Raw genomic sequence first — 18443 nt, forward strand, 5'->3', positions numbered from 1 at the left:
AAGGTACCGTCAGTCGCGCCGCGCTCCCCTGACACCCTCCGACAGCGCGCGGATATACGCGAACACCCCCGGCAGCAGGTCCGGCTTCGGTGCGCCCTTGTCGTCCAGCCCGGCCTTCACGCGATCGACAATCGCCGTACCGACCACGGCGGCGTCGGCGATGCGTGCCACGGCGGCGGCCTGTTCGGGCGTGCGGATGCCGAAGCCGACGCCGATCGGCAGCGTGGTCTGCGAGCGCAGGCGGCTGACGTGGCCCTGGATCACGTCTGCGGTCGACGACTTGGTGCCGGTGATGCCCAAGACCGAGACGAAGTAGACGAAGCCCGAGGCAAATTCGAGGATCGCCGGCAGGCGCTTGGCGTCGGTGGTAGGCGCGGTCAGCAGCACGGTGTCCAGCCCGTTGGCGCTCGCGTGCGGCTTGAGCTTGTCGGCCTCCTCGGGCGGCAGGTCGACCATGATGAAGCCGTCGACGCCGGCGGCCGCCGCGTCGGCGCAGAACTTCGCCTCGCCGCGCTGGTAGATCATGTTGTAGTAGCCCATCAGCAGGATGGGGGTTTCGTCGTCGCGCGTTTCCGCGCGGAATCGCCTGACCATCGCGAAGGTGCGATCCATCGAGATGCCGGCCTTCAGCGCGCGCTGGCCCGCCGCCTGGATCGAGGGCCCGTCGGCCATCGGATCGGTGAACGGCATGCCGAACTCGATCAGGTCGGCGCCGGCGGCGGGCAGGCCCTTGAGGATCTCGTACGACACGTCGAGATTGGGGTCGCCGGCGGTGACGTAGGTGATCAGGCCGGCGCGGCCTTCAACCTTCAGCTTCTCGAAGCGCCTGGTGATACGGCTCACAGCTTCACTCCCAGGCGCTCGGCCACCGCGAAGACATCCTTGTCGCCGCGGCCGCACAAGTTCATCACCAGCAGGTTGGTCTTCGGCAAGGTCGGCGCGAGCTTCAGCACGTGCGCCAGCGCGTGCGCCGGCTCGAGCGCGGGGATGATGCCCTCGACGCGGCTGAGCTTCTGGAAGGCCGCCAGCGCCTCGTCGTCGGTCGCCGAGACGTACTCGACGCGCCCGACATCCTTCAGCCAGGCATGCTCCGGGCCGATGCCGGGATAGTCGAGGCCGGCCGAGATCGAATGCGCCTCGGTGATCTGCCCATCGCTGTCCTGCAGCAGGTAGGTGAGGTTGCCGTGCAGCACGCCCGGCCTGCCGCCGGTGAGCGAGGCGGCGTGCTCGCCGGTATGCACGCCCTTGCCGCCGGCCTCGACGCCGATGATGCGGATGTCCTTGTCGTCGAGGAAGGGATGGAACAGGCCCATGGCGTTGCTGCCGCCGCCGATGCAGGCCACCAGCGTGTCGGGCAGGCGGCCCTCGGCGACCATCATCTGCTCGCGCGTTTCCTTGCCGATCACCGACTGGAAGTCCCTGACCATCGACGGATAGGGATGCGGGCCGGCCACCGTGCCGATGCAGTAGAATGTGGTCTCGACGGTGGCGACCCAGTCGCGCAACGCCTCGTTCATCGCGTCCTTCAGCGTCGCCGAGCCTGCGGTGACGGGTCGGACCTCGGCGCCCAGCATCTTCATGCGGAACACGTTGGGCGCCTGGCGCTCGACGTCGACCGAGCCCATGAAGACGACGCAGGGGATGTTGAACAGCGCGCAGGCCGTCGCGGTGGCCACGCCGTGCTGGCCGGCGCCGGTCTCGGCGATCACCCGCGTCTTGCCCATGCGCTTGGCCAGCAGCACCTGGCCCAGCACGTTGTTGATCTTGTGCGAGCCGGTGTGGTTGAGCTCGTCGCGCTTGAAGTAGATCTTGGCGCCGCCCAGCTCGGCCGTCAGCCGCTCGGCGTGATAGAGCGGGCTGGGCCGCCCGGCGTAATGGGTGTTGAGCTTCTCCAGCTCGGCCTTGAACGCCGGATCGGCCTTGGCCGCCTCGTAGGCCTTCTCCAGGTCGAGGATCAGCGGCATCAGCGTCTCGGCGACGTAGCGACCCCCGAAGATGCCAAAATGGCCGCGCTCGTCCGGACCGGCGCGATAGCTGTTCAACGCGTTCATGGAAATTCCCGTCTCCGCCGCGCGGCGCTGTAGCAGGCGCCCCGGCGGGCGTCAAAGTTGGCCGATTGTCCCGATCTTGACGCGAATGCGTCGCAATTGCCTATATTTTTCCATGGTGCTACAGGAGGCACCAGCCAGCCGGCCCCGAAGGCCATGCCAGCCGCAAACGAGTAGCGCCACCAGCGTGCCTTCGGGGGATCTTCATGCGCCGCCGCGTTTCCGGCCGGATAGTCCGTGCCACCAGCCTGTCGATCGCCGCCGCCTTCGCCGGCGGAGCCCTTGCCGCATCGGCCCTGGCCCAGACCACGCCGGCCACGCCGATCCCCGCGACCGTGCTCGACCCGGTATCGATCGATGCCACGCGCACGGCGCGGCCGGTATCGCAGGTGCCCGGCTCGGTCTCGGTGGTCGAGGGCGAGCAGATCGATCGCCAGCAGCCCAACCATTGGGGCGACCTGATCCGCAGCCTTCCCAGCGTCGAGCTCAGCGGCGGTCCGCGCTCCAGCGGCATCCAGCCCAACATCCGCGGCCTGGAGGGCGAACGCGTGCAGATCCGCATCGACGGCGCGCGCCAGGACTTCCAGAACGAGCACAAGGGCCGGGTCTTCGTCGATCCCGACATGCTCAAGCGCGTCGAGGTCGTGCGCGGTCCGCAATCGACGCTCTACGGCAGCGGCGCCATCGCCGGCCTGCTGAGCTTCACCACCAAGGACGCCGCCGACTTCCTGCAGCCCGGCCAGAACTGGGGCTTCCGCGTCAAGGCGGGCTACCAGAGCGCACCCGACATGGGCATGGGCTCGTTCACCGGCTTCGCCCGCGCCGGCATGTTCGACGTCGTCGCCTCCGGCCTCTACCGCAACGGCTCCGACATCCGCCAGGGCGGCGGCACCACGCTGCCGTTCTCGGCGCTCGACGTGATGAGCGGCCTGATCAAGGTCGGCGCCCGGGTGGCGCCGGACGCGCGGGTGAGCTTCTCGTGGCTCGGCCATCGCGACACGGGCTACAGCACGACGTCGCCCAACACCGCTTCCACCACCTCGCCGGCCGACCGCTCCAACCTGCAGCACACCTTCGCCGCCAACTTCAGCTACAACCCGGCGAAGAATCCCTGGTTCGACTTCAGGGGCACGATCTATCACACGCGGCTCGACGTGCATGAGCGCCGCTTCAGCGACAGCCGCGTCGACGGATCGTTCTTCCGCACGACCGGCATCGACTTCGCCAACTCCAACAACTTCGCGGTCAACGACTGGATGGGCGTGCGGCTGACCTACGGCATCGACGGCTACATCCAGTATGTCAGCGGCACGCGCAACAGCCTGCCGCGCACGCAATACCCCAACGCGCATGGCGACGCCTTCGGCCTCTTCGCCCAGAGCGAGCTGAAGTTCTTCGACATCGTCACGCTCACGCCGGGTGGCCGCTTCGACCGCTTCTCGCGCCGGCCGGAGAATTCGGCCCTCGGCCCCGACCTCGAGGCGAGCCGCTTCTCGCCGCGTGTCTCGGTCGCCGTCGAGCCGGTGAAATGGCTCAACGTCTACGGCCTGTACGCAGAGGCGTTCCGCGCGCCGGCGCTCAACGAGCTCTACGTCTCGGGCTCGCACTTCCCGGGCAATCTCTTCATCCCCAACCCGAACCTGCGGCCGGAGACGGCGCGTAACCGCGAGGTCGGCGTCAACTTCAAGTTCGACGACCTCCTGACCAAGAACGACCGGCTGCGCGCGCGCCTCGTCTACTTCAACACCAACTACGACGACTTCATCGACTCGATCGTCACCTTCACCACCACGACCAACGTCAACCGTTCGCGCGCCAACATCAGCGGCTTCGAGGCCGAGATCGCCTATGCCGGCTTCGGCTTCTTCGGCAGCATCGCCGCCAGCCGCATCAGGGGTGACCAGACCTCGCCGACCAACACGCCGCTGTCGTCGATCCCCGGCGACAAGCTGGGGCTGACCGCTGGCTACACGCACGAGCCCTGGGGCGTGACCTTCGGCGGCCGCGCCAAGTTCGTCGCCGACCAGAACCGCGTGCCGACGGGCACGTCGGCCACGCCGGGCTACTCGCTGTTCGACCTCTTCGTCAGCTGGGAGCCGGTGACTGGCCCGCTGGCCGGCGTGCGCATGGATTTCGGCATCGACAACATCACCGACCGCCGCTACCGCGACCACCTCTCGGCGGTCGGCGACTACGGCCGCAACTTCAAGTTCACCACCGCCTTTCAGTTCTGAGGTGGGGGTTGACTCTCTCCGTCGTTAATGAGAATGATTCGCATATGCATGAGCGAACCATTCTCCCGCCGGCTGGCCCTCGCCATGAGCGCCAGCCCTTCGACCGGGTCGCCGCCGCGGTGACCCAGACACTGCCGCGCCGCGCCAACAGCCGCGACCTCCTGGGCGAGGGCAAGCTGCTGGTCATCGACCACGACGGCGCGGAGTACCTGCTGCGGGTGACGGCCAACGGCCGCCTGCTGCTGACCAAGTAGCCCGCCGCTTCACATCACGAACTGCAACGAGTTGAGGGGACCATGCAGGGGACCGGGAATCTTGGCGAGCGTTATGCCGCCTACAAGACGGCCAATCCCAATGTCCGCATCCGCGACGCGGCCGCCGCCATCGGCTCGAGCGAGGCCGAGCTGGTCGCGCTGAATGTCGGCCGGACCGCCACCCGCCTGCGCGCCCCGCTGCGCGAGATCATCGCCGCGGCACCGGGCCTGGGCCGCGTGATGTGCCTGACGCGCAACGACAACGTCGTGCACGAGCGCAAGGGCCGCTTCGAGGATGTGCGCGTGCAGCCGCCGCACGGCCTGGTGCTCGGGCCGGACATCGATCTGCGCATCTTCTTCTCGCGCTGGCACTCGGGCTTCGCGCTCGCCGAGCCGACCGATCGCGGCGAGCGCCTGAGCCTGCAGTTCTTCGACCGCGACGGCATGGCGGTGTTCAAGATCTACGCCACCGACGGCACCGACCGGGCGGCCTGGGCCGCGCTGGTCGAGAAGATGCGCGCGCCTGATCAGGACGAGACGCTGGTCATCACGCCCTATCCGGCCGACGAGGCCGACCGTCCCGATTCCGAGATCGTCCTCGACGCCCTGCGCACCGACTGGCGCGCGCTGCGCGACACGCACGATTTCTTTCCGATGCTGAAGAAGCACAAGGTCGGCCGCGTGCAGGCGCTGCGTCTCGTGGGCGAGGAGTTCGTGCGCAGGCTGCCGAACACATCGGCGCGCGCGATCCTCGAGAGCGTCGCCGCCGCGGCCACGCCGATCATGATCTTCGTCGGCAGCCCCGGCTGCATCCAGATCCACAGCGGGCCGGTGAAGAAGCTGATGCCCACCGGCCCGTGGTTCAACGTGCTCGATCCGGACTTCAACCTGCATCTGCGCGAGAGTGCGATCGCCTCGGTCTTCCACGTGCGCAAGCCGACCGAGGACGGCGAGGTCAACTCGATCGAGCTGTACGACGCGCGCAACCGCCAGATGGCGCTGATCTTCGGTGCCCGCAAGCCGGGCAAGCCGGAACTGCCGGCGTGGCGCGAGGCGATCGCCGGTCTCAGCCGCCCCTTCGCGGCCTGAGATGTCCGCCTCCATTCTGCTGCCGCGTCGCCGCGCGCTGATCGCGGCGGCGGGCGCGCCGCTGCTGCTCATCGGCCGCGGCGCGATGGCGGGCGTGCGCGTGAAGGACGCCCGCGGCCACGAGGTCGAGATCAAGGACGCCTCCCGCATCGTCGCCGTCGGCGGCTCGGTGACCGAGGTGATCTACGCCCTGGGCGGCGAACGGAACCTCGTCGCCACCGACAGCACCAGCCTGTTCCCGGCCGCAGCCCAGAAAACGCCCAAGGTCGGCTACATGCGCCAGCTCTCGGCCGAGGGCTTGCTGTCGCTGCGGCCCTCCGTGGTGATCACCACGACGGCGGCGGGCCCCGAAGCGGCCTTGCGCCAGATCGCCGATGCCGGCGTCGCCGTGCTGGTGCTGAGCGACGACTACAGCTTCGACGCGGTGATCGCCAAGATCGAGGGCATCGGCCGCGCGCTCGGGCTCGACAAGGCCGCCGCCGACCTGGTGACCCGGGTGCGCACCGACATGGCCGACCTGTCGGCACGCATCGTGCGGTCCAAGGCGAAGCCGCGCGTGCTGTCCTTCCTGACCTTCGGCCAGGGCGGCGCGCCGCAGGCAGCCGGCCGCATGACGGCGGCCGACGGCATCATCCGGCTGGCCGGCGGCATCAACGTCTTCGACGCCTGGTCGGGCTACAAGCCGATGACCCCCGAGGCGACGGTCGCGGCGGCGCCCGAGGTGATCATGCTCGGCACGCAGACCATCGAGACTGTCGGCGGCATCGACAAGGTCCTGGCCGATCCGGCGCTGGCGTTGACGCCGGCGGCGAAGAACAAGCGTGTCGCCTCGGCCGACGCACTCTTGCTCCTGGGCTTCGGCCCGCGCACGGCGGAGGCCGTTCGCATCGTCGCGCGCGTCTTCCATCCCGACATCGAGTTCCCCGCACGGCAATGAGCGACCTCAGCATGCCGGCCGCCGCCGCGGTGCCGCGCCGCGTGAAGCGGCATCTGGCGCTCATGGCCTTCGGCATCGCGCTGGCCCTGGCCTTCCTCTGCGCCGTGGGATTCGGTGCCGTGCGCATCCTGCCCGGCGAGATGCTCGGCATCGTGCTGCGCGCGTTGGGCGCGACCATCGACGTCGACCAGCGCCTCGAGGCGGTGTTCCTCGCCATCCGCCTGCCGCGCGCCGTGCTGGCGCTGGTGGTCGGCGCCGGGCTGGGCATCGCCGGCGCCTCGATGCAGGGCATGTTCCGCAACCCGCTGGCCGATCCCGGCCTGATCGGCGTCTCGGCCGGCGCGGCGCTGGCGGCCGTGGCGGTGATCGTGCTCGGCGGCTCGGTGCTGCACCTGATCACGCCGTCGCAGCGCCCGTGGTTCCTGCCCGGCGCGGCCTTCATCGGCGGCCTGATCGCCACCGGGCTGGTCTACCGCCTGGGCACGCGCGGCGGCACGACCTCGGTCGCCACCATGCTGCTGGCCGGCATCGCCGTGAACGCGCTGGCGGCCGCCGGTATCGGCTTCCTCACCTACATCGCCGACGAGAACCAGCTGCGCCTGCTGGTCTTCTGGACCATGGGCAGCCTGGGCGCGGCGAGCTGGGGCGTGATCCTGCCGGCGCTGCCGCTGGTCGTGATTCCCGCCCTGCTGCTGCTGCGCCATCATCGCGCGCTCGACGCCATGGCGCTGGGCGAGCGCGAGGCGAGCCATCTCGGCATCGAGGTCGAAGACGTCAAGACGCGCATCGTGGTGCTGGTGGCGCTCAGCGTCGGCGGCGCCGTGTCGGTCAGCGGCATCATCGGCTTCGTCGGCCTGGTCGTGCCGCATCTCGTACGCCTGATCGGCGGGCCGCGCCATGCCCTGGTGCTGCCGGGCGCGGCGATGCTGGGCGGCGCGCTGATGCTGTCGGCCGATCTCCTAGCGCGCCTGGTGATGGCGCCGGCCGAGATGCCTGTCGGCATCGTCATGGCCGCCCTGGGCGCACCGGTGTTCCTCTCGATCATGGCGCGGCGCCACGCCGCGACGGCGCTATGACGCTCGCCGTCCACGCCGTCACCCAGCGCATCGGTCGCGCCACCATCCTCGAGGATGTCTCGATCGAGGTGCAGCCGGGCGAGATGCTCGGCCTGCTCGGCCCCAACGGCGCCGGCAAGTCGACGCTGCTGGGTGCGCTCGCCGGCGACTTCAGGCCGACCTTGGGCCACGCCTCGCTGGACGGCCGTGACTTCGCGCGTCTCGACGCCCTGGCACGCGCACGCCGGCGCGCCGTGATGCGCCAGCACGGCGCGCCGGCCTTCGACTTCACCGTGCGCGAGATCGTCGAGCTGGGCCGCTCGCCCTGGGTCGGCCGCTCGACCAGCGCAGAGGATCGCCGCGCCGTATCACGCGCGCTGGCGCTGGCCGATGTCGATCGCTTCGCTGAGCGCGCGATGGGCACGCTGTCGGGCGGCGAGCGGCAACGCGCGCAATTCGCCCGCGCGCTGGCCCAGCTCGACGCGCCGCCGACAGAAGCCGCGGCGCAACGCTACCTGTTGCTCGACGAGCCGACCTCCAGCCTCGACCTGTCGCACCAGCATGCGCTGCTCACGGCGGTGCGACGCCTCGCGGCAGACGGTCCGGGTGTTTGCGTCGTGCTGCACGACCTGAACCTCGCGGCGCGCTACTGCGATCGCGTGCTGGTGCTGCGCCAAGGTCGCGCCCACGCCGTGGGCCCGCCGCTGGAGGTCATGACGCCCGAGACCCTGGAGCCTGTCTACGACGTGCGCTTCGCGGCGCTGCAGGCGGGCACATCGACGGTGCTGGCCGTCGTCGGATAGGACGATCCCTTCCCCCGGAGGGGGAAGGTAAGACGAAGTCTAACGCCGCTTCTTCGCCGCCTTCTTCTTCGCCTTGGCTTTCGGCGCGGCCTTGCGCGCGGCCGGGCGCTTGGCGGCGGCGGCACGACGACGCGGCGGATCGCCGACCTCGACGATCACCTCGACCTCGACCGGGATCTGGTTGGGCAGGCCGCCCATGCCGACGGCCGAGCGCGCGTGCTTGCCGCGATCGCCGAAGACCTCGACGAAGAGATCCGAGCAGCCGTTGATCACCCTGGGCTGGTCGCCGAACTCCGGCGTGCAATTGACCATGCCCAGAACCTTGACGATGCGCACGACGCGGTCGAGGTCGCCGAGCTCGGCCTTCATCACCTGGATCAGGCTGACGCCGGTGGCGCGCGCCGCCTTGTAGCCGTCCTCGACGCTCATGCTCTCGCCCAGCCGGCCCCTGATCGGGCCCGGGCCCTTTCCGGCGAGATAGAGCAGGTTGCCGGTGCGCACGGCGTTGACGTAGTTGGCCACCGGCGACGGCGGTGCCTTGAGCTCGATGCCCAGTTCCTTGAGACGCTTCTCGGTCCTCATCGCGGCCCCCTCAGGATGACGGGCCGCAGCCTAGCTCAGAGCCTGGCGACTGCCGAGAGAAAGGCGCGGATCATATCGGGGGACTTCACGCCCCGGCTCGATTCGACGCCCGACGACACGTCGACGGCCTTGGCACCGGAGGCATGCACCGCATCGGCGACGTTGGCGGCGGTGAGACCGCCGGCCAGCATCCAGGGCAGCGGCACCTTCACGTCCTGCAGCGCGCGCCAGTCGAAGGGCAGGCCGTTGCCGCCGGGCAGCGCATTCGCGGCAGCCGGCGTCGGCTCGAACATCAGGCGGTCGGCCGAGCCGGCGTAGGTCTCGATCGCCGCCTCGACGTCCTCGCGCGAGGCGACGTGTACCGCCTTCATGACCGGCAGGCCGGTGGCCTCCTTGATCTTGGCGATGCGCCGGGGCGTCTCGCTGCCCTGAAGCTGCAGCATGTCCAGCGCGCCCTCCTCGACATACTCGCCCAGCGTGTCGTCGTCGGGATCGACGAACAGGCCGACGCGAATGATGTGCGCCGGCACCTCGGCCACCAGTTCCTCGAGATCGTGGAAGGCGATGTGCCGCGGCGAAGGCGGGTAGCAGACGAAGCCGACATAGCGCGCCCGCCCGGCGATCGCGGCGTCGAGCGCCTCCCTGGTGCGGACGCCGCATATCTTGGCGACCACCGCCATCGGATCAGGCCCCGACCTGGATGCGGATCTTGTCGCCGAGATCGGCCTCGTGGGCGATCGCCTCGGCGGCGGCGCGCGGGTCCCTGGCCTCGGTGATCGGCCGGCCGACGACCAGCGCGGTGGCGCCGGCGCGCATGGCGTCGCGCGGCGTCATCACCCGCTTCTGGTCACCCACGGCGGCGCCCGCCGGGCGGATGCCGGGGGTCACCAGCAGGAAGTCGGGACCGCACGCGGCGCGCAGCGTGGCGATCTCCTGCGGCGAGCAGATCACGCCGTCGAGCCCGCCTTCGCGCGCCAGCAGCGCCAGCCGGCGCGCCTGGTCGGCCGCGGTCTCGTTGACGCCGGTCGCCTTGAGGTCGGCATCGTCGAGCGAGGTCAGCACGGTCACGCCGAGCAGTTTCGGACGTGGCACGCCGAGCCTGGCGGCCTGCAGCCCGGCCTCGTCGACGGCAGCCTTGAGCATCGCCGCGCCGCCGCCGGCGTGGATCGTGATGTAGGTCGGCTCGAGCGCGGCCACGGCGCGGATGCCGCCGGCGACGGTGTTGGGGATGTCGTGCAGCTTCAGGTCGAGGAAGAAGCCGACACCGGTCATGCGCACCGGCTCGGGGAAGGCGTAGCGCACGCCGGGCGCGCCGTGGGCGAGGAAGAACTCCAGCCCCAGCTTGATGCCGCCCACCGCCGGCACCGGGCCACCGGCGATGCGCTGGATCACGCGCGCGGCCTGGGCGAGGTCGACGGTGTCGATGGCGGCGTAGATCGGGTTCCGGAGGGGCATGGCGCGCCCCTCGTAGTCGAAGTGACCGGGCTTGTCGATATCAGGCGGCGGCGCGGCGGATCGCCGGCCAGATCACCGAGGTCCAGGCCTCCTCGCCCGACGCGGCAGCCACACCGCGGCCCTGGCGCATGACGATGAAGGCCGGCGTCTGGCGCAGCGAGGCCGCGAATGGACGCGCCTCGCGCGGCCAGCGGCGCGGATCGAGCGCCTCCTCGACGGTACGGCCTTCGATCCGGCGATAGGCCGAGCGACGGAACTCGCCGGAGTTCAGCCAGCGCGGCAGATGGCGCGAATCCCAACGTTCGCAGTCCTCGCAGCCGGGACTGACGAAATGGTAGACGACAACCGCCGGCGGGGCATATTTCGACGACTGTGCAAATACCGGCTCACTGATGGCAACGACCGGCAAGGCAGCCAGACCGCTGAAAAAGCCTCGGCGATTCATCGACTTCCCCCAATAAACTCTTTTCTATGATCTCAATATGTCGTGAAATTACCATCAAACGTTAAGTAAGGCGAGTCTTTTGTGTCATTTTGGATGAAGAAGCGGATGGTGTATTCGGAAAAGGCCAACGAAAGCGCCCGGGCGTTGCCGCCCGGGCGCATTGAGCATTCTGTCCGGCCGGCGACTATTCGCGATCGCCGATCAGCGCCAGCAGCATCTGGAACATGTTGACGAAGTCCAGGTACAGGCTGAGCGCGCCGAAGATGGCGACCTTCTCCTGCACGTCGCTGCCCCACGCCTCGGCATACTGCTCCTTGATGCGCTGCGTGTCGTAGGCGGTGAAGCCGGCGAAGATCAGCACGCCCGCGGAGGCGATGATGAAGTGCAGCATCGTGCTCGCGAGGAAGATGTTCACGACCATGGCGATCAGGATGCCGATCAGGCCCATGAACAGGAAGGTGCCGAGCCCCGACAGGCTGCGCTTGGTCGTGTAGCCATAGAGGCTGAGCGCGGCGAAGGCGGCGGCGGTGATGAAGAAGGTCCGCGCCAGGCTGGTGCCGGTGTAGCGGTAGATCAGCAGGGTGAAGCCGACGCCGTTGAGCGCCACGATCGCCCAGTAGATCGCCTTGGTCGTCGTCACGCTCATCGTCGCGGCGCGGAACGAGGCCAGCAGGATGAGGCCGATCGGCGACAGAACGGCGAGCCAGCCGAGAATGGTGAGCGACATGAACGGGCGGCCGTTGGCCAGCACGCCGGTCTGGATGAACAGCGCGTTGAGTGCCGGCACGCTGTAGACGAGCATCGCGACGATGCCCGACAGCGCCAGGCCGGACGCCATGTAGTTGTAGACGCGCAGCATGTGGCTGCGCAGACCGGCATCGAAGGCAGCCTGGTCGACGGTCGTCGTCGTACCGACTACGGGCCGGGTTTCATACTGAGCCATTTATTGCCTCCCGATAGGCGAGCGGACACACACACCTGCCATCCATATTGGCGAAAGACGCGGCTTTATCAATACCCGCGCACCAACCAGCGAAACGCCGGCGGGTCACGAAAGGGTCATGAAGGATGCCAATATCCCCATGCCGCGACCGCCTATTCATTGCGCAGCAAGGCCAGCGGTCGCTGCCGCGTGGCGCCTACCGCCCCCACCAGGCCGAAACCCAGGGTCAGCGCCATGGCCCCCAGCACGGTCATCGCCACAACGTCGGGCAGCAGGATCCACTCCAGGTTCATCACGAAACGGATCACCATCCAGGCGGCGACCGCGCCGAAGGCGGCGGCGGCCAGCGCGGTGACGAAGCCCAGGGCGGCGAATTCCAGGGCGAAGACGCCCAGCACGCGCCGGCGCGAGGCGCCCAGCACCTTCATCACCACCGCGTCGTGCACGCGCCGCCGCTGGGTCGCCAGCATGGCGCCGGCCAGCACCAGCAGCCCGGCGCCGATGCCGACCACGCCCACCACCCGTGCCGCCAGGCCGATATTGGCGAGGATCGAGCTGGCGTTCTCCAGCGCCTCCTTGACCCGCACGATGGTGACGTTGGCGAAGTCGCGGGTGACGACGTCGAACACCTTGTCCTCGGCCCCCGGCTCGGCGCGCACCGTGGCGAGGAAGGTCTTCGGCGCGCGCTCCAGCGTGCCGGGCGCGAAGACGAAGACGAAGTTGATCGACAGCGAGCTCCAGTCGATGCGCCTGAGATTGGCGATGCGCGCCTCGACGTCGCGGCCCAGCACGTTGACCGTGATGGTGTCGCCGACGCCCAGCCCGTAGGCCGCCGACAGCTCGGCGTCGAAGGAGATCAGCGGCGGGCCCTTGTAGTCGGGCGGCCACCATTGCCCGGCGACGATGCGCGTACCCTCGGGGATGGTCGCCGAATAGGTCAGCCCGCGGTCGCTGTCGACCGACCAGCGCGCCTGCGAGGGAATGCGCGATTCGGAGATCGGCTTGCCGCCGATGCGGGTGATGCGGCCGCGCAGCATGGGCACCTTGTCGATGTCGTTGACGCCCTCGATCGCCGTCACCGCCCTGGTGAAGGCCTCGACCTGAGCGTGCTGGATGTCGACGAAGAAGAAGGTCGGCGCATTGGCCGGCAGACGCCGCGTGATCTGGCTCTGCAGATTGCCCTCGATCAGCGCCACGGCGACCAGCACGGTCAACCCCAGCCCGAGCGACAGCATCACCGTCGGCGTCGGCGCGCCGGGGCGATGGATGTTGGCCAGCGCCAGGCGCAGCGCGGCGAAGCGCGGACGACCGGCCAGTCTCGCCAGCAGCATCACGATGCGCGCCAGCAGCGGGAAGACGATGAAGGCGCCGATCGAGCCGGCGACGAACCACAGGGCGATGCGCCGGTCGCCCGCCGTCGCGACGGTGAGCGCCGCCAGCGCCACGACGGCGCCGCCGATGATCGCGAGATCGCGCAGCCGCGGACGCGCCGCGGTCGGCGCGACCGCGCCGCGCATCAGGGTGGCGGCCGGCACCAGGCGCGCCTTCATCAACGGCCACAGCGCGAAGATGCCGGCCACCAGCATGCCGAAGGCGGCGGCGATGACCAGCGGCTGGGCGTAGACCCCGACACGCGCGCGCACCGGCAGCACGTCGGCAAAGAAGGCGTTGGCGACGAAGGGCAGCGCCACGCCGACAAGCAGCCCGAGCACGACGCCGACCGCCGCCAGTACGCCGATCAGCAGCAGGTAGCTACGCGTCACCAGCGAAGCGGGCGCGCCGACGCATTTGAGGATGGCGATGGTGCGGGTGCGGCCCAGCAGGTAGCTGTCGACGGCGTTGCCGACACCGACGCCACCGACCAGCAGCGCCGCCAGGCCGATGAGCTCGAGGAACACGGTGAGCCGCTCGGTCCACGTGCGCACGCCGCCGCCCGCCTCGGTCAGCCCGCGCACCCGCCAGCCGGCCTCGGGGAAACGCGCGATCAGATCCTTGCGATACGCTTGCCAGTCGGCGCCCTGCCGCAGCGCGACGCGATAGTCGTGCGTGCGCAGCACGCCGGGCTGCAGCAGCCCCGTGGCGGGCAGCGCCTTGTCGCTGATCATCACCCGCGGCCCCAGGCCGAACAGGCCCAGCCCGCGATCCGGCTCGCGCGCGATCACCGCGCGCAGCTCGACCGAGGCGTCGCCGATGCGGATGCGATCGCCGATCGAGGCCCCCATGCGGCGCAGCGCGACCTCCTCGACCACGGCGCCGGCGATCCCGTCGCGCAGCGCCAGCGCGTCGGCCAGAGGCATGCCACCCTTCAGCTCGATCGTGCCGGCCAGCGGGTAGCGGCCATCGACCGCCTTGAGCTGGATCAAGGTCGGTCGCGCACCGTCGCGATCGAGCCGCGCCATGCCGCGCATCTCGACCCAGGCCGTGACCGTGGCGCCGTCGCGCGCCATGTAGGCGAGCTGCTCGTCGGTCAATGGCTGATAGGGCCGCGACACCGAGATGTCGCCGCCCAGCAGCGAGCGCGCGTCGGCCCGCAGGCCTTCCTCGATGGCGCGCGCGAAGGACAGGATGGCGGCGATGGCGCCGACGCCCAGCGCGATGCAGGCGAGGAACAGGCGGAAGCCGCCCAGCCCCGAGCGCAGCTCGCGGCGCGCGATGGTGGCGGCCAGCGTCCAGCGACCGGGCTCGCCGCCACCCCCTGTAGTGCGGACCAGGCCGGTCTCGGCGGTGGCGAGGGTCACGAGGCGGCGGCCATGGTGGGCGCATCGTCGGTGATGCGGCCGTCGGCGACGTGGATCACGCGGTCACAGCGCTCGGCGATGGCGGGATCGTGGGTGATCAGCACCAGGGTGGCGCCACGCGCACGGGTCATCTCGAACAGCAGGTCCATGACCTGCCGGCCGGTGGCGCCGTCGAGATTGCCGGTGGGCTCGTCGGCCATCAGCAGCTTGGGCTCGGTGGCGAACGCCCGGGCGACCGCGACGCGCTGCTGCTCGCCGCCCGAGAGCTGTGCCGGGTAATGCGTCAGGCGATGGCCCAGCCCGACCTGCGTCAGCGCCGCCTCGGCGCGGCCGAAGGCATCGGCGACGCCGGCGAACTCCAGCGGCAGGGCGACATTCTCCGTCGCCGTCATGGTCGGCACGAGGTGGAAGCCCTGAAAGACGATGCCGAGATGATCGCGGCGGAAACGCGCCAGGCGATCGTCGTCGTGGCGGGTGATGTCCTGGCCGGCGACCTCGACCGTGCCCGAGCTGGCGCGCTCCAGGCCGGCGATCACCATCATCAGGCTGGACTTGCCGGCGCCCGAGGGGCCGACGATGGCGGTGCTTCCACCGCCTGCAACGTCGAGATCGACGCCCCGCAGGATATTGACCACCCCGGCATCGCTCGCCAGATGTAGGTGCACGTCGCGCAGGCGGATCATTCAGTCGGTCCGTCGGTAGGCATCAGCGGGAGCGAGGGAAAAGCAGTGCGAACCCTGCGAATGCCATATGGCGCCATTGCGGCGGCGTTCAATGGCCGGATCGTTGCCGCCTGTGTCGCGGCGGTTTTGCTATGGTTTGCCATGGTGGTTCCGGTTCTGGCGCAAGCCGGGCCGCTGCGCATCGCCATGCTGGGCGACAGCCTGACCGCCGGTTTCGGCCTGTCGCCGCAGCAGGCGCTGCCGGTGAAGCTGGAGACGGCGCTGAGGGCGGCCGGCCGCGATGTCACCATAGCAAACCATGGAGTCTCCGGCGACACCACCGCCGGCGGCCTGGCGCGGCTCGACTGGATGATGGGCGACAAGCCGAAGCTGGTGCTGGTGGCGCTGGGCGCCAACGACGCGCTGCGCGGCACCGATCCGGCCGAGACCGAGCGCAATCTCGACGCCATCATCACCCGCCTCAAGGCCGAGGGCGCCGCCGTGATGCTGTTCGGCATGGCCGCGCCGCGCAACTACGGGCCGGAGTACACGAGGGCTTTCGACGGCCTCTATCCGCGGCTGGCCGAGAAGCATGCGATCCCTCTCTATCCTTTTCTATTGGAAGGCGTGGCGATGGAGCGCGATCTGAACCAGGCCGACGGCATCCATCCCAACGTCAAGGGCGTCGACGTGCTGGTGCGCCGCATCACGCCCGAACTGCTCAAGGCGATCGACGCGCTCAAGTGAGCAGCACGCGGCCGCTGCGCGCCGCGGCTTGCCCGCGGCCAGGCGCAGCCGCTCGGCGCGATGCTGCTCGACATCGGGCGCGACCTCCTGGAACCCGGCCGGTGGCCCGTGCCCCGGCGTCGACGTGGAGACGGCATCGGGTGTGATGGTTCGGTTGCGGGCCATGGGCCGGGCTCCTGTGAATAGTCACCGGCACCGATGTATGCGACATGGCACGGGTTTGGCCATTTCCGCCTCTACGGATGTCGCCGATGCGCATCCGATGGCGCAAACACTGGAGTTTTGTGCGTCCTTATGTGTGTTCGGAGGGCAGGCTTCATCGCTTCCCCCAGAGAGGGATGGCGGGTTGCGGGTTAAGCTGTCGCCTTGGCACGCCGCCCTGGGCTACGGTCTGCGTCAACGAACGGAGGAACGGCGATGGCGGCGCGCATGCGTCAGATCTGCCTGGTGGCGTCGAGGCTCGACACGCTGGCGGCCGACTTCAAGGCGGTGCTGGGGCTCTCTGTCTGCTACCGCGACCCCGGCGTCGGCCGGTACGGGCTGGAGAACATGCTGATGCCGCTGGGTCCGTCCTTCCTCGAGGTTGTGGCGCCGACGCGGCCGGGCACCGCCGCCGGCCGCTATCTCGAGCGGCGCGGCGGCGACGGCGGCTACATGGTGATCTGCCAGGTGCCGGAGAACGACAGCTACCGCGCCCGCTGCGGCAGGATCGGCGTGCGCATCGCCAATACCATCGACTATCACAGCTACAACGAGATCCAGCTGCATCCCGCCGACAGCGGCGGCGCCATGCTGAGCTTCGGCGTGCAGAAATCGCACGGCGCCGAAGACTGGCATCCGGCCAACCAGCACGCCACCGGCCAGCAGCCCTCGGGCCGCGCCAGGGGCTTTCTCGCCGCCGAGGCGCAGGGCCAGGATCCGGCGCGGCTCGCCGAGCGCTGGGGCGCGATTTATGACCTGCCGGTGAGGCAGGCCGGCAAGGCCTTCGAGATCGTGCTGGCGGACGCGACCTTGCGTATCGTGCAGACCAGCGACGGCCGGCCGGACGGGCTGGGCGGCCTCGACGTCGCGGTCGACGACAAGCAGGGCGCGCTCGCCGATGCGCGCGCGCACGGGCTGCCGGTCGACGGCGACACGGTGATGATCGGCGGCATGCGCATTCGCGTCGTGTGACACGCACCACCCCTGCCATGTCGAGCGCAGCGAGACATCCAGGCAGACCTAGATCCCTCGCTGCGCCAGGGATGACAGGAGTGACTTGATGACCACCGACCTTCTCGTCTCCGTCGACGACGGCGTCGCCACGCTCACCATGAACCGGCCGCAGGCGCTCAACGCGCTGTCGCGCGACATGGGTGCGGCGATGCTCGAGGCGCTGCAGAAGTTCGAGCTCGACTCCTCGGTCGGCGCCATCGTGCTGACCGGTGCCGGCCGCGCCTTCTGCGCCGGCGGCGACGTGCGCGCCATGGCCGGCCGCGCCGACCAGGAGCCCGAGCCCTTAGAGCAGAAGATCCGCGCGCTGCGCCGGCGCATGGAGGTCTCACGCCTGCTGCACGAGATCAGCAAGCCGACCATCGCCATGCTCAACGGGGTCGCCGCCGGCGCCGGCCTGTCGATGGCGCTGGCCTGCGACCTGCGCTACGCCGCCCGCAGCGCGCGCATGACCACCGCCTTCGCCAAGGTCGGCTACTCCGGCGATTTCGGCGGCTCCTATTTCCTCACTCGCATCGTCGGCACGGCGCGGGCGCGCGAGCTCTACTACTTCTCGGACATGATCGATTCGGAGCGCATGGAGAAGCTCGGTCTCGCCAACGCCGTGTTCGACGACGACAAGCTCCTCGCCGAGACGATGGCGCTGGCGAAACGCCTGGCGCACGGCCCGCGCGTCGCGCTGGGCTACATGAAACGCAACTTCAACGCCGCCGAGGACGGCACGCTGGAGGATTGCTTCGACACCGAGGCCAACGGCCACTCGCGCACCAGCGACACCGAGGACCACAAGGAGGCGTCGAAGGCCTTCGTCGAGAAGCGGCCGGCGGTGTTCAAGGGGCGTTGACTACGCGGGACCGCTCGACCTGCGCTTGGTGGCGATCCGGCTCGGCCCGGACTTTGTGGCCGTCGATCCCAGGTCCGAAAGTTGCGCGATCCGCACAGGCTTGCGGTCGGGAAAGCGGGCGATCAGATCGAGCTCACCGCCCAGTGCCCCCACATACTTGCGCAATGTCGACAGCATCACGTCCGTGCGCCGCTCCGTATCCGACAACGTGACCTGCGAGATGCGCAGCTTGCGGGCGACTTCGACCTGGGTCTTGCCCATGGCCTTGCGCAGATCGCGCAAGGCCAGCTCCTCGTCGATCCGGGCCCGCGCACGCGCCTCGATCCTGCGGCGCCGTTCCGCCGGCAGCCGCGCCATGACGTCGCTCAGTGTCTTCGCCATGCAACGCTCCTCTC

General features: G+C 69.6%; 19 protein-coding genes. 9 read left to right on the forward strand and 10 right to left on the reverse strand.

Annotated features, from left to right (window positions below; all coding sequences use genetic code 11):
- Positions 1 to 9: 9 nt before the first annotated feature.
- Both trpA and trpB read right to left on the reverse strand, forming a co-directional pair.
- Positions 10 to 843, reverse strand: coding sequence for a tryptophan synthase subunit alpha (trpA, locus tag KF889_08415; protein MBX3499452.1), 834 nt, complete (start codon positions 841 to 843; stop codon positions 10 to 12).
- Positions 840 to 2051, reverse strand: a complete 1212-nt coding sequence (trpB, locus tag KF889_08420) for a tryptophan synthase subunit beta (protein ID MBX3499453.1) — start codon at positions 2049 to 2051, stop codon at positions 840 to 842. Before trpB ends, trpA begins: the two co-directional genes overlap by 4 nt.
- A gap of 203 nt (positions 2052 to 2254) precedes the next feature.
- On the opposite strand from trpB, the gene KF889_08425 reads away from it, so the two are divergent.
- From KF889_08425 to KF889_08450, 6 genes are read left to right on the forward strand one after another with little or no spacing between them, the layout of a single operon-like run.
- Positions 2255 to 4282: a TonB-dependent hemoglobin/transferrin/lactoferrin family receptor gene (locus KF889_08425; protein ID MBX3499454.1), complete on the forward strand. Its 2028-nt coding sequence runs from the start codon at positions 2255 to 2257 to the stop codon at positions 4280 to 4282.
- Positions 4283 to 4326: 44 nt separating this feature from the next.
- Positions 4327 to 4536, forward strand: coding sequence for a hemin uptake protein HemP (gene hemP, locus KF889_08430; protein ID MBX3499455.1), 210 nt, complete (start codon positions 4327 to 4329; stop codon positions 4534 to 4536).
- A 42-nt stretch (positions 4537 to 4578) separates the two neighbouring features.
- A complete protein-coding gene (locus KF889_08435) occupies positions 4579 to 5625 on the forward strand; it encodes a hemin-degrading factor (protein ID MBX3499456.1) in 1047 nt (348 codons plus the stop codon).
- 1 nt (position 5626) lies between these two features.
- Complete coding sequence (locus tag KF889_08440; protein ID MBX3499457.1) at positions 5627 to 6562, forward strand: ABC transporter substrate-binding protein; 936 nt, start codon at positions 5627 to 5629, stop codon at positions 6560 to 6562.
- The gene (locus KF889_08445; protein MBX3499458.1) at positions 6559 to 7638 is read left to right on the forward strand and encodes an iron ABC transporter permease; all 1080 of its coding nucleotides are present in this window, start codon (positions 6559 to 6561) and stop codon (positions 7636 to 7638) included. Before KF889_08440 ends, KF889_08445 begins: the two co-directional genes overlap by 4 nt.
- Entirely contained in the window at positions 7635 to 8420 is a 786-nt protein-coding gene (locus tag KF889_08450; protein ID MBX3499459.1) for a heme ABC transporter ATP-binding protein, read from the forward strand. The genes KF889_08445 and KF889_08450 overlap by 4 nt, the downstream gene beginning before the upstream one ends.
- Positions 8421 to 8459: 39 nt before the next feature.
- Here KF889_08450 and KF889_08455 read toward each other — a convergent pair whose 3' ends face one another.
- The 7 genes from KF889_08455 to KF889_08485 form a co-directional block, all read right to left on the reverse strand.
- The gene (locus KF889_08455; GenBank protein ID MBX3499460.1) at positions 8460 to 9002 is read right to left on the reverse strand and encodes a RidA family protein; all 543 of its coding nucleotides are present in this window, start codon (positions 9000 to 9002) and stop codon (positions 8460 to 8462) included.
- A 35-nt stretch (positions 9003 to 9037) separates the two neighbouring features.
- Positions 9038 to 9682, reverse strand: a complete 645-nt coding sequence (locus KF889_08460; protein ID MBX3499461.1) for a phosphoribosylanthranilate isomerase — start codon at positions 9680 to 9682, stop codon at positions 9038 to 9040.
- A 4-nt stretch (positions 9683 to 9686) separates the two neighbouring features.
- The gene (gene pyrF, locus KF889_08465; GenBank protein MBX3499462.1) at positions 9687 to 10457 is read right to left on the reverse strand and encodes an orotidine-5'-phosphate decarboxylase; all 771 of its coding nucleotides are present in this window, start codon (positions 10455 to 10457) and stop codon (positions 9687 to 9689) included.
- Positions 10458 to 10497: 40 nt separating this feature from the next.
- Positions 10498 to 10902 (reverse strand): hypothetical protein, encoded by a 405-nt coding sequence (locus tag KF889_08470; protein ID MBX3499463.1) that lies wholly within the window; start codon positions 10900 to 10902, stop codon positions 10498 to 10500.
- 184 nt (positions 10903 to 11086) lie between these two features.
- A complete protein-coding gene (locus KF889_08475) occupies positions 11087 to 11845 on the reverse strand; it encodes a Bax inhibitor-1/YccA family protein (protein MBX3499464.1) in 759 nt (252 codons plus the stop codon).
- A 152-nt stretch (positions 11846 to 11997) separates the two neighbouring features.
- Positions 11998 to 14556: an ABC transporter permease gene (locus KF889_08480; protein MBX3499465.1), complete on the reverse strand. Its 2559-nt coding sequence runs from the start codon at positions 14554 to 14556 to the stop codon at positions 11998 to 12000.
- 23 nt (positions 14557 to 14579) lie between these two features.
- Positions 14580 to 15266: an ABC transporter ATP-binding protein gene (locus KF889_08485; protein MBX3499466.1), complete on the reverse strand. Its 687-nt coding sequence runs from the start codon at positions 15264 to 15266 to the stop codon at positions 14580 to 14582.
- A 60-nt stretch (positions 15267 to 15326) separates the two neighbouring features.
- Between KF889_08485 and KF889_08490 the strand changes: the two genes are divergently transcribed.
- The 3 genes from KF889_08490 to KF889_08500 all read left to right on the forward strand — a co-directional run bounded on the left by KF889_08490 (position 15327) and on the right by KF889_08500 (position 18048).
- Entirely contained in the window at positions 15327 to 15992 is a 666-nt protein-coding gene (locus KF889_08490) for an arylesterase (protein MBX3499467.1), read from the forward strand.
- Positions 15993 to 16409: 417 nt separating this feature from the next.
- Positions 16410 to 17165: a VOC family protein gene (locus KF889_08495; protein MBX3499468.1), complete on the forward strand. Its 756-nt coding sequence runs from the start codon at positions 16410 to 16412 to the stop codon at positions 17163 to 17165.
- 88 nt (positions 17166 to 17253) lie between these two features.
- Positions 17254 to 18048, forward strand: coding sequence for an enoyl-CoA hydratase (locus KF889_08500; protein MBX3499469.1), 795 nt, complete (start codon positions 17254 to 17256; stop codon positions 18046 to 18048).
- On the opposite strand, the gene KF889_08505 is transcribed toward KF889_08500, so the two are convergent.
- The gene (locus KF889_08505; GenBank protein MBX3499470.1) at positions 18049 to 18429 is read right to left on the reverse strand and encodes a helix-turn-helix transcriptional regulator; all 381 of its coding nucleotides are present in this window, start codon (positions 18427 to 18429) and stop codon (positions 18049 to 18051) included.
- Positions 18430 to 18443: the final 14 nt, after the last annotated feature.

This window comes from Alphaproteobacteria bacterium (assembly GCA_019635875.1).
Lineage (GTDB): Bacteria > Pseudomonadota > Alphaproteobacteria > Reyranellales > Reyranellaceae > JAFAZJ01.

Excerpts from the sequence above, each read along its gene's own strand:
- KF889_08490 (MBX3499467.1), top strand. The coding sequence starts at position 15,327 with ATGCCATATGGCGCCATTGCGGCGGCGTTCAATGGCCGGATCGTTGCC.
- KF889_08425 (MBX3499454.1), top strand. The coding sequence starts at position 2,255 with ATGCGCCGCCGCGTTTCCGGCCGGATAGTCCGTGCCACCAGCCTGTCG.
- KF889_08505 (MBX3499470.1), bottom strand. The coding sequence starts at position 18,429 with ATGGCGAAGACACTGAGCGACGTCATGGCGCGGCTGCCGGCGGAACGG.
- KF889_08455 (MBX3499460.1), bottom strand. The coding sequence starts at position 9,002 with ATGAGGACCGAGAAGCGTCTCAAGGAACTGGGCATCGAGCTCAAGGCA.
- KF889_08450 (MBX3499459.1), top strand. The coding sequence starts at position 7,635 with ATGACGCTCGCCGTCCACGCCGTCACCCAGCGCATCGGTCGCGCCACC.
- KF889_08485 (MBX3499466.1), bottom strand. The coding sequence starts at position 15,266 with ATGATCCGCCTGCGCGACGTGCACCTACATCTGGCGAGCGATGCCGGG.
- KF889_08440 (MBX3499457.1), top strand. The coding sequence starts at position 5,627 with ATGTCCGCCTCCATTCTGCTGCCGCGTCGCCGCGCGCTGATCGCGGCG.
- KF889_08495 (MBX3499468.1), top strand. The coding sequence starts at position 16,410 with ATGGCGGCGCGCATGCGTCAGATCTGCCTGGTGGCGTCGAGGCTCGAC.
- KF889_08500 (MBX3499469.1), top strand. The coding sequence starts at position 17,254 with ATGACCACCGACCTTCTCGTCTCCGTCGACGACGGCGTCGCCACGCTC.
- KF889_08435 (MBX3499456.1), top strand. The coding sequence starts at position 4,579 with ATGCAGGGGACCGGGAATCTTGGCGAGCGTTATGCCGCCTACAAGACG.
- KF889_08475 (MBX3499464.1), bottom strand. The coding sequence starts at position 11,845 with ATGGCTCAGTATGAAACCCGGCCCGTAGTCGGTACGACGACGACCGTC.
- hemP (MBX3499455.1), top strand. The coding sequence starts at position 4,327 with ATGCATGAGCGAACCATTCTCCCGCCGGCTGGCCCTCGCCATGAGCGC.
- KF889_08460 (MBX3499461.1), bottom strand. The coding sequence starts at position 9,682 with ATGGCGGTGGTCGCCAAGATATGCGGCGTCCGCACCAGGGAGGCGCTC.
- KF889_08470 (MBX3499463.1), bottom strand. The coding sequence starts at position 10,902 with ATGAATCGCCGAGGCTTTTTCAGCGGTCTGGCTGCCTTGCCGGTCGTT.
- pyrF (MBX3499462.1), bottom strand. The coding sequence starts at position 10,457 with ATGCCCCTCCGGAACCCGATCTACGCCGCCATCGACACCGTCGACCTC.
- trpB (MBX3499453.1), bottom strand. The coding sequence starts at position 2,051 with ATGAACGCGTTGAACAGCTATCGCGCCGGTCCGGACGAGCGCGGCCAT.
- KF889_08445 (MBX3499458.1), top strand. The coding sequence starts at position 6,559 with ATGAGCGACCTCAGCATGCCGGCCGCCGCCGCGGTGCCGCGCCGCGTG.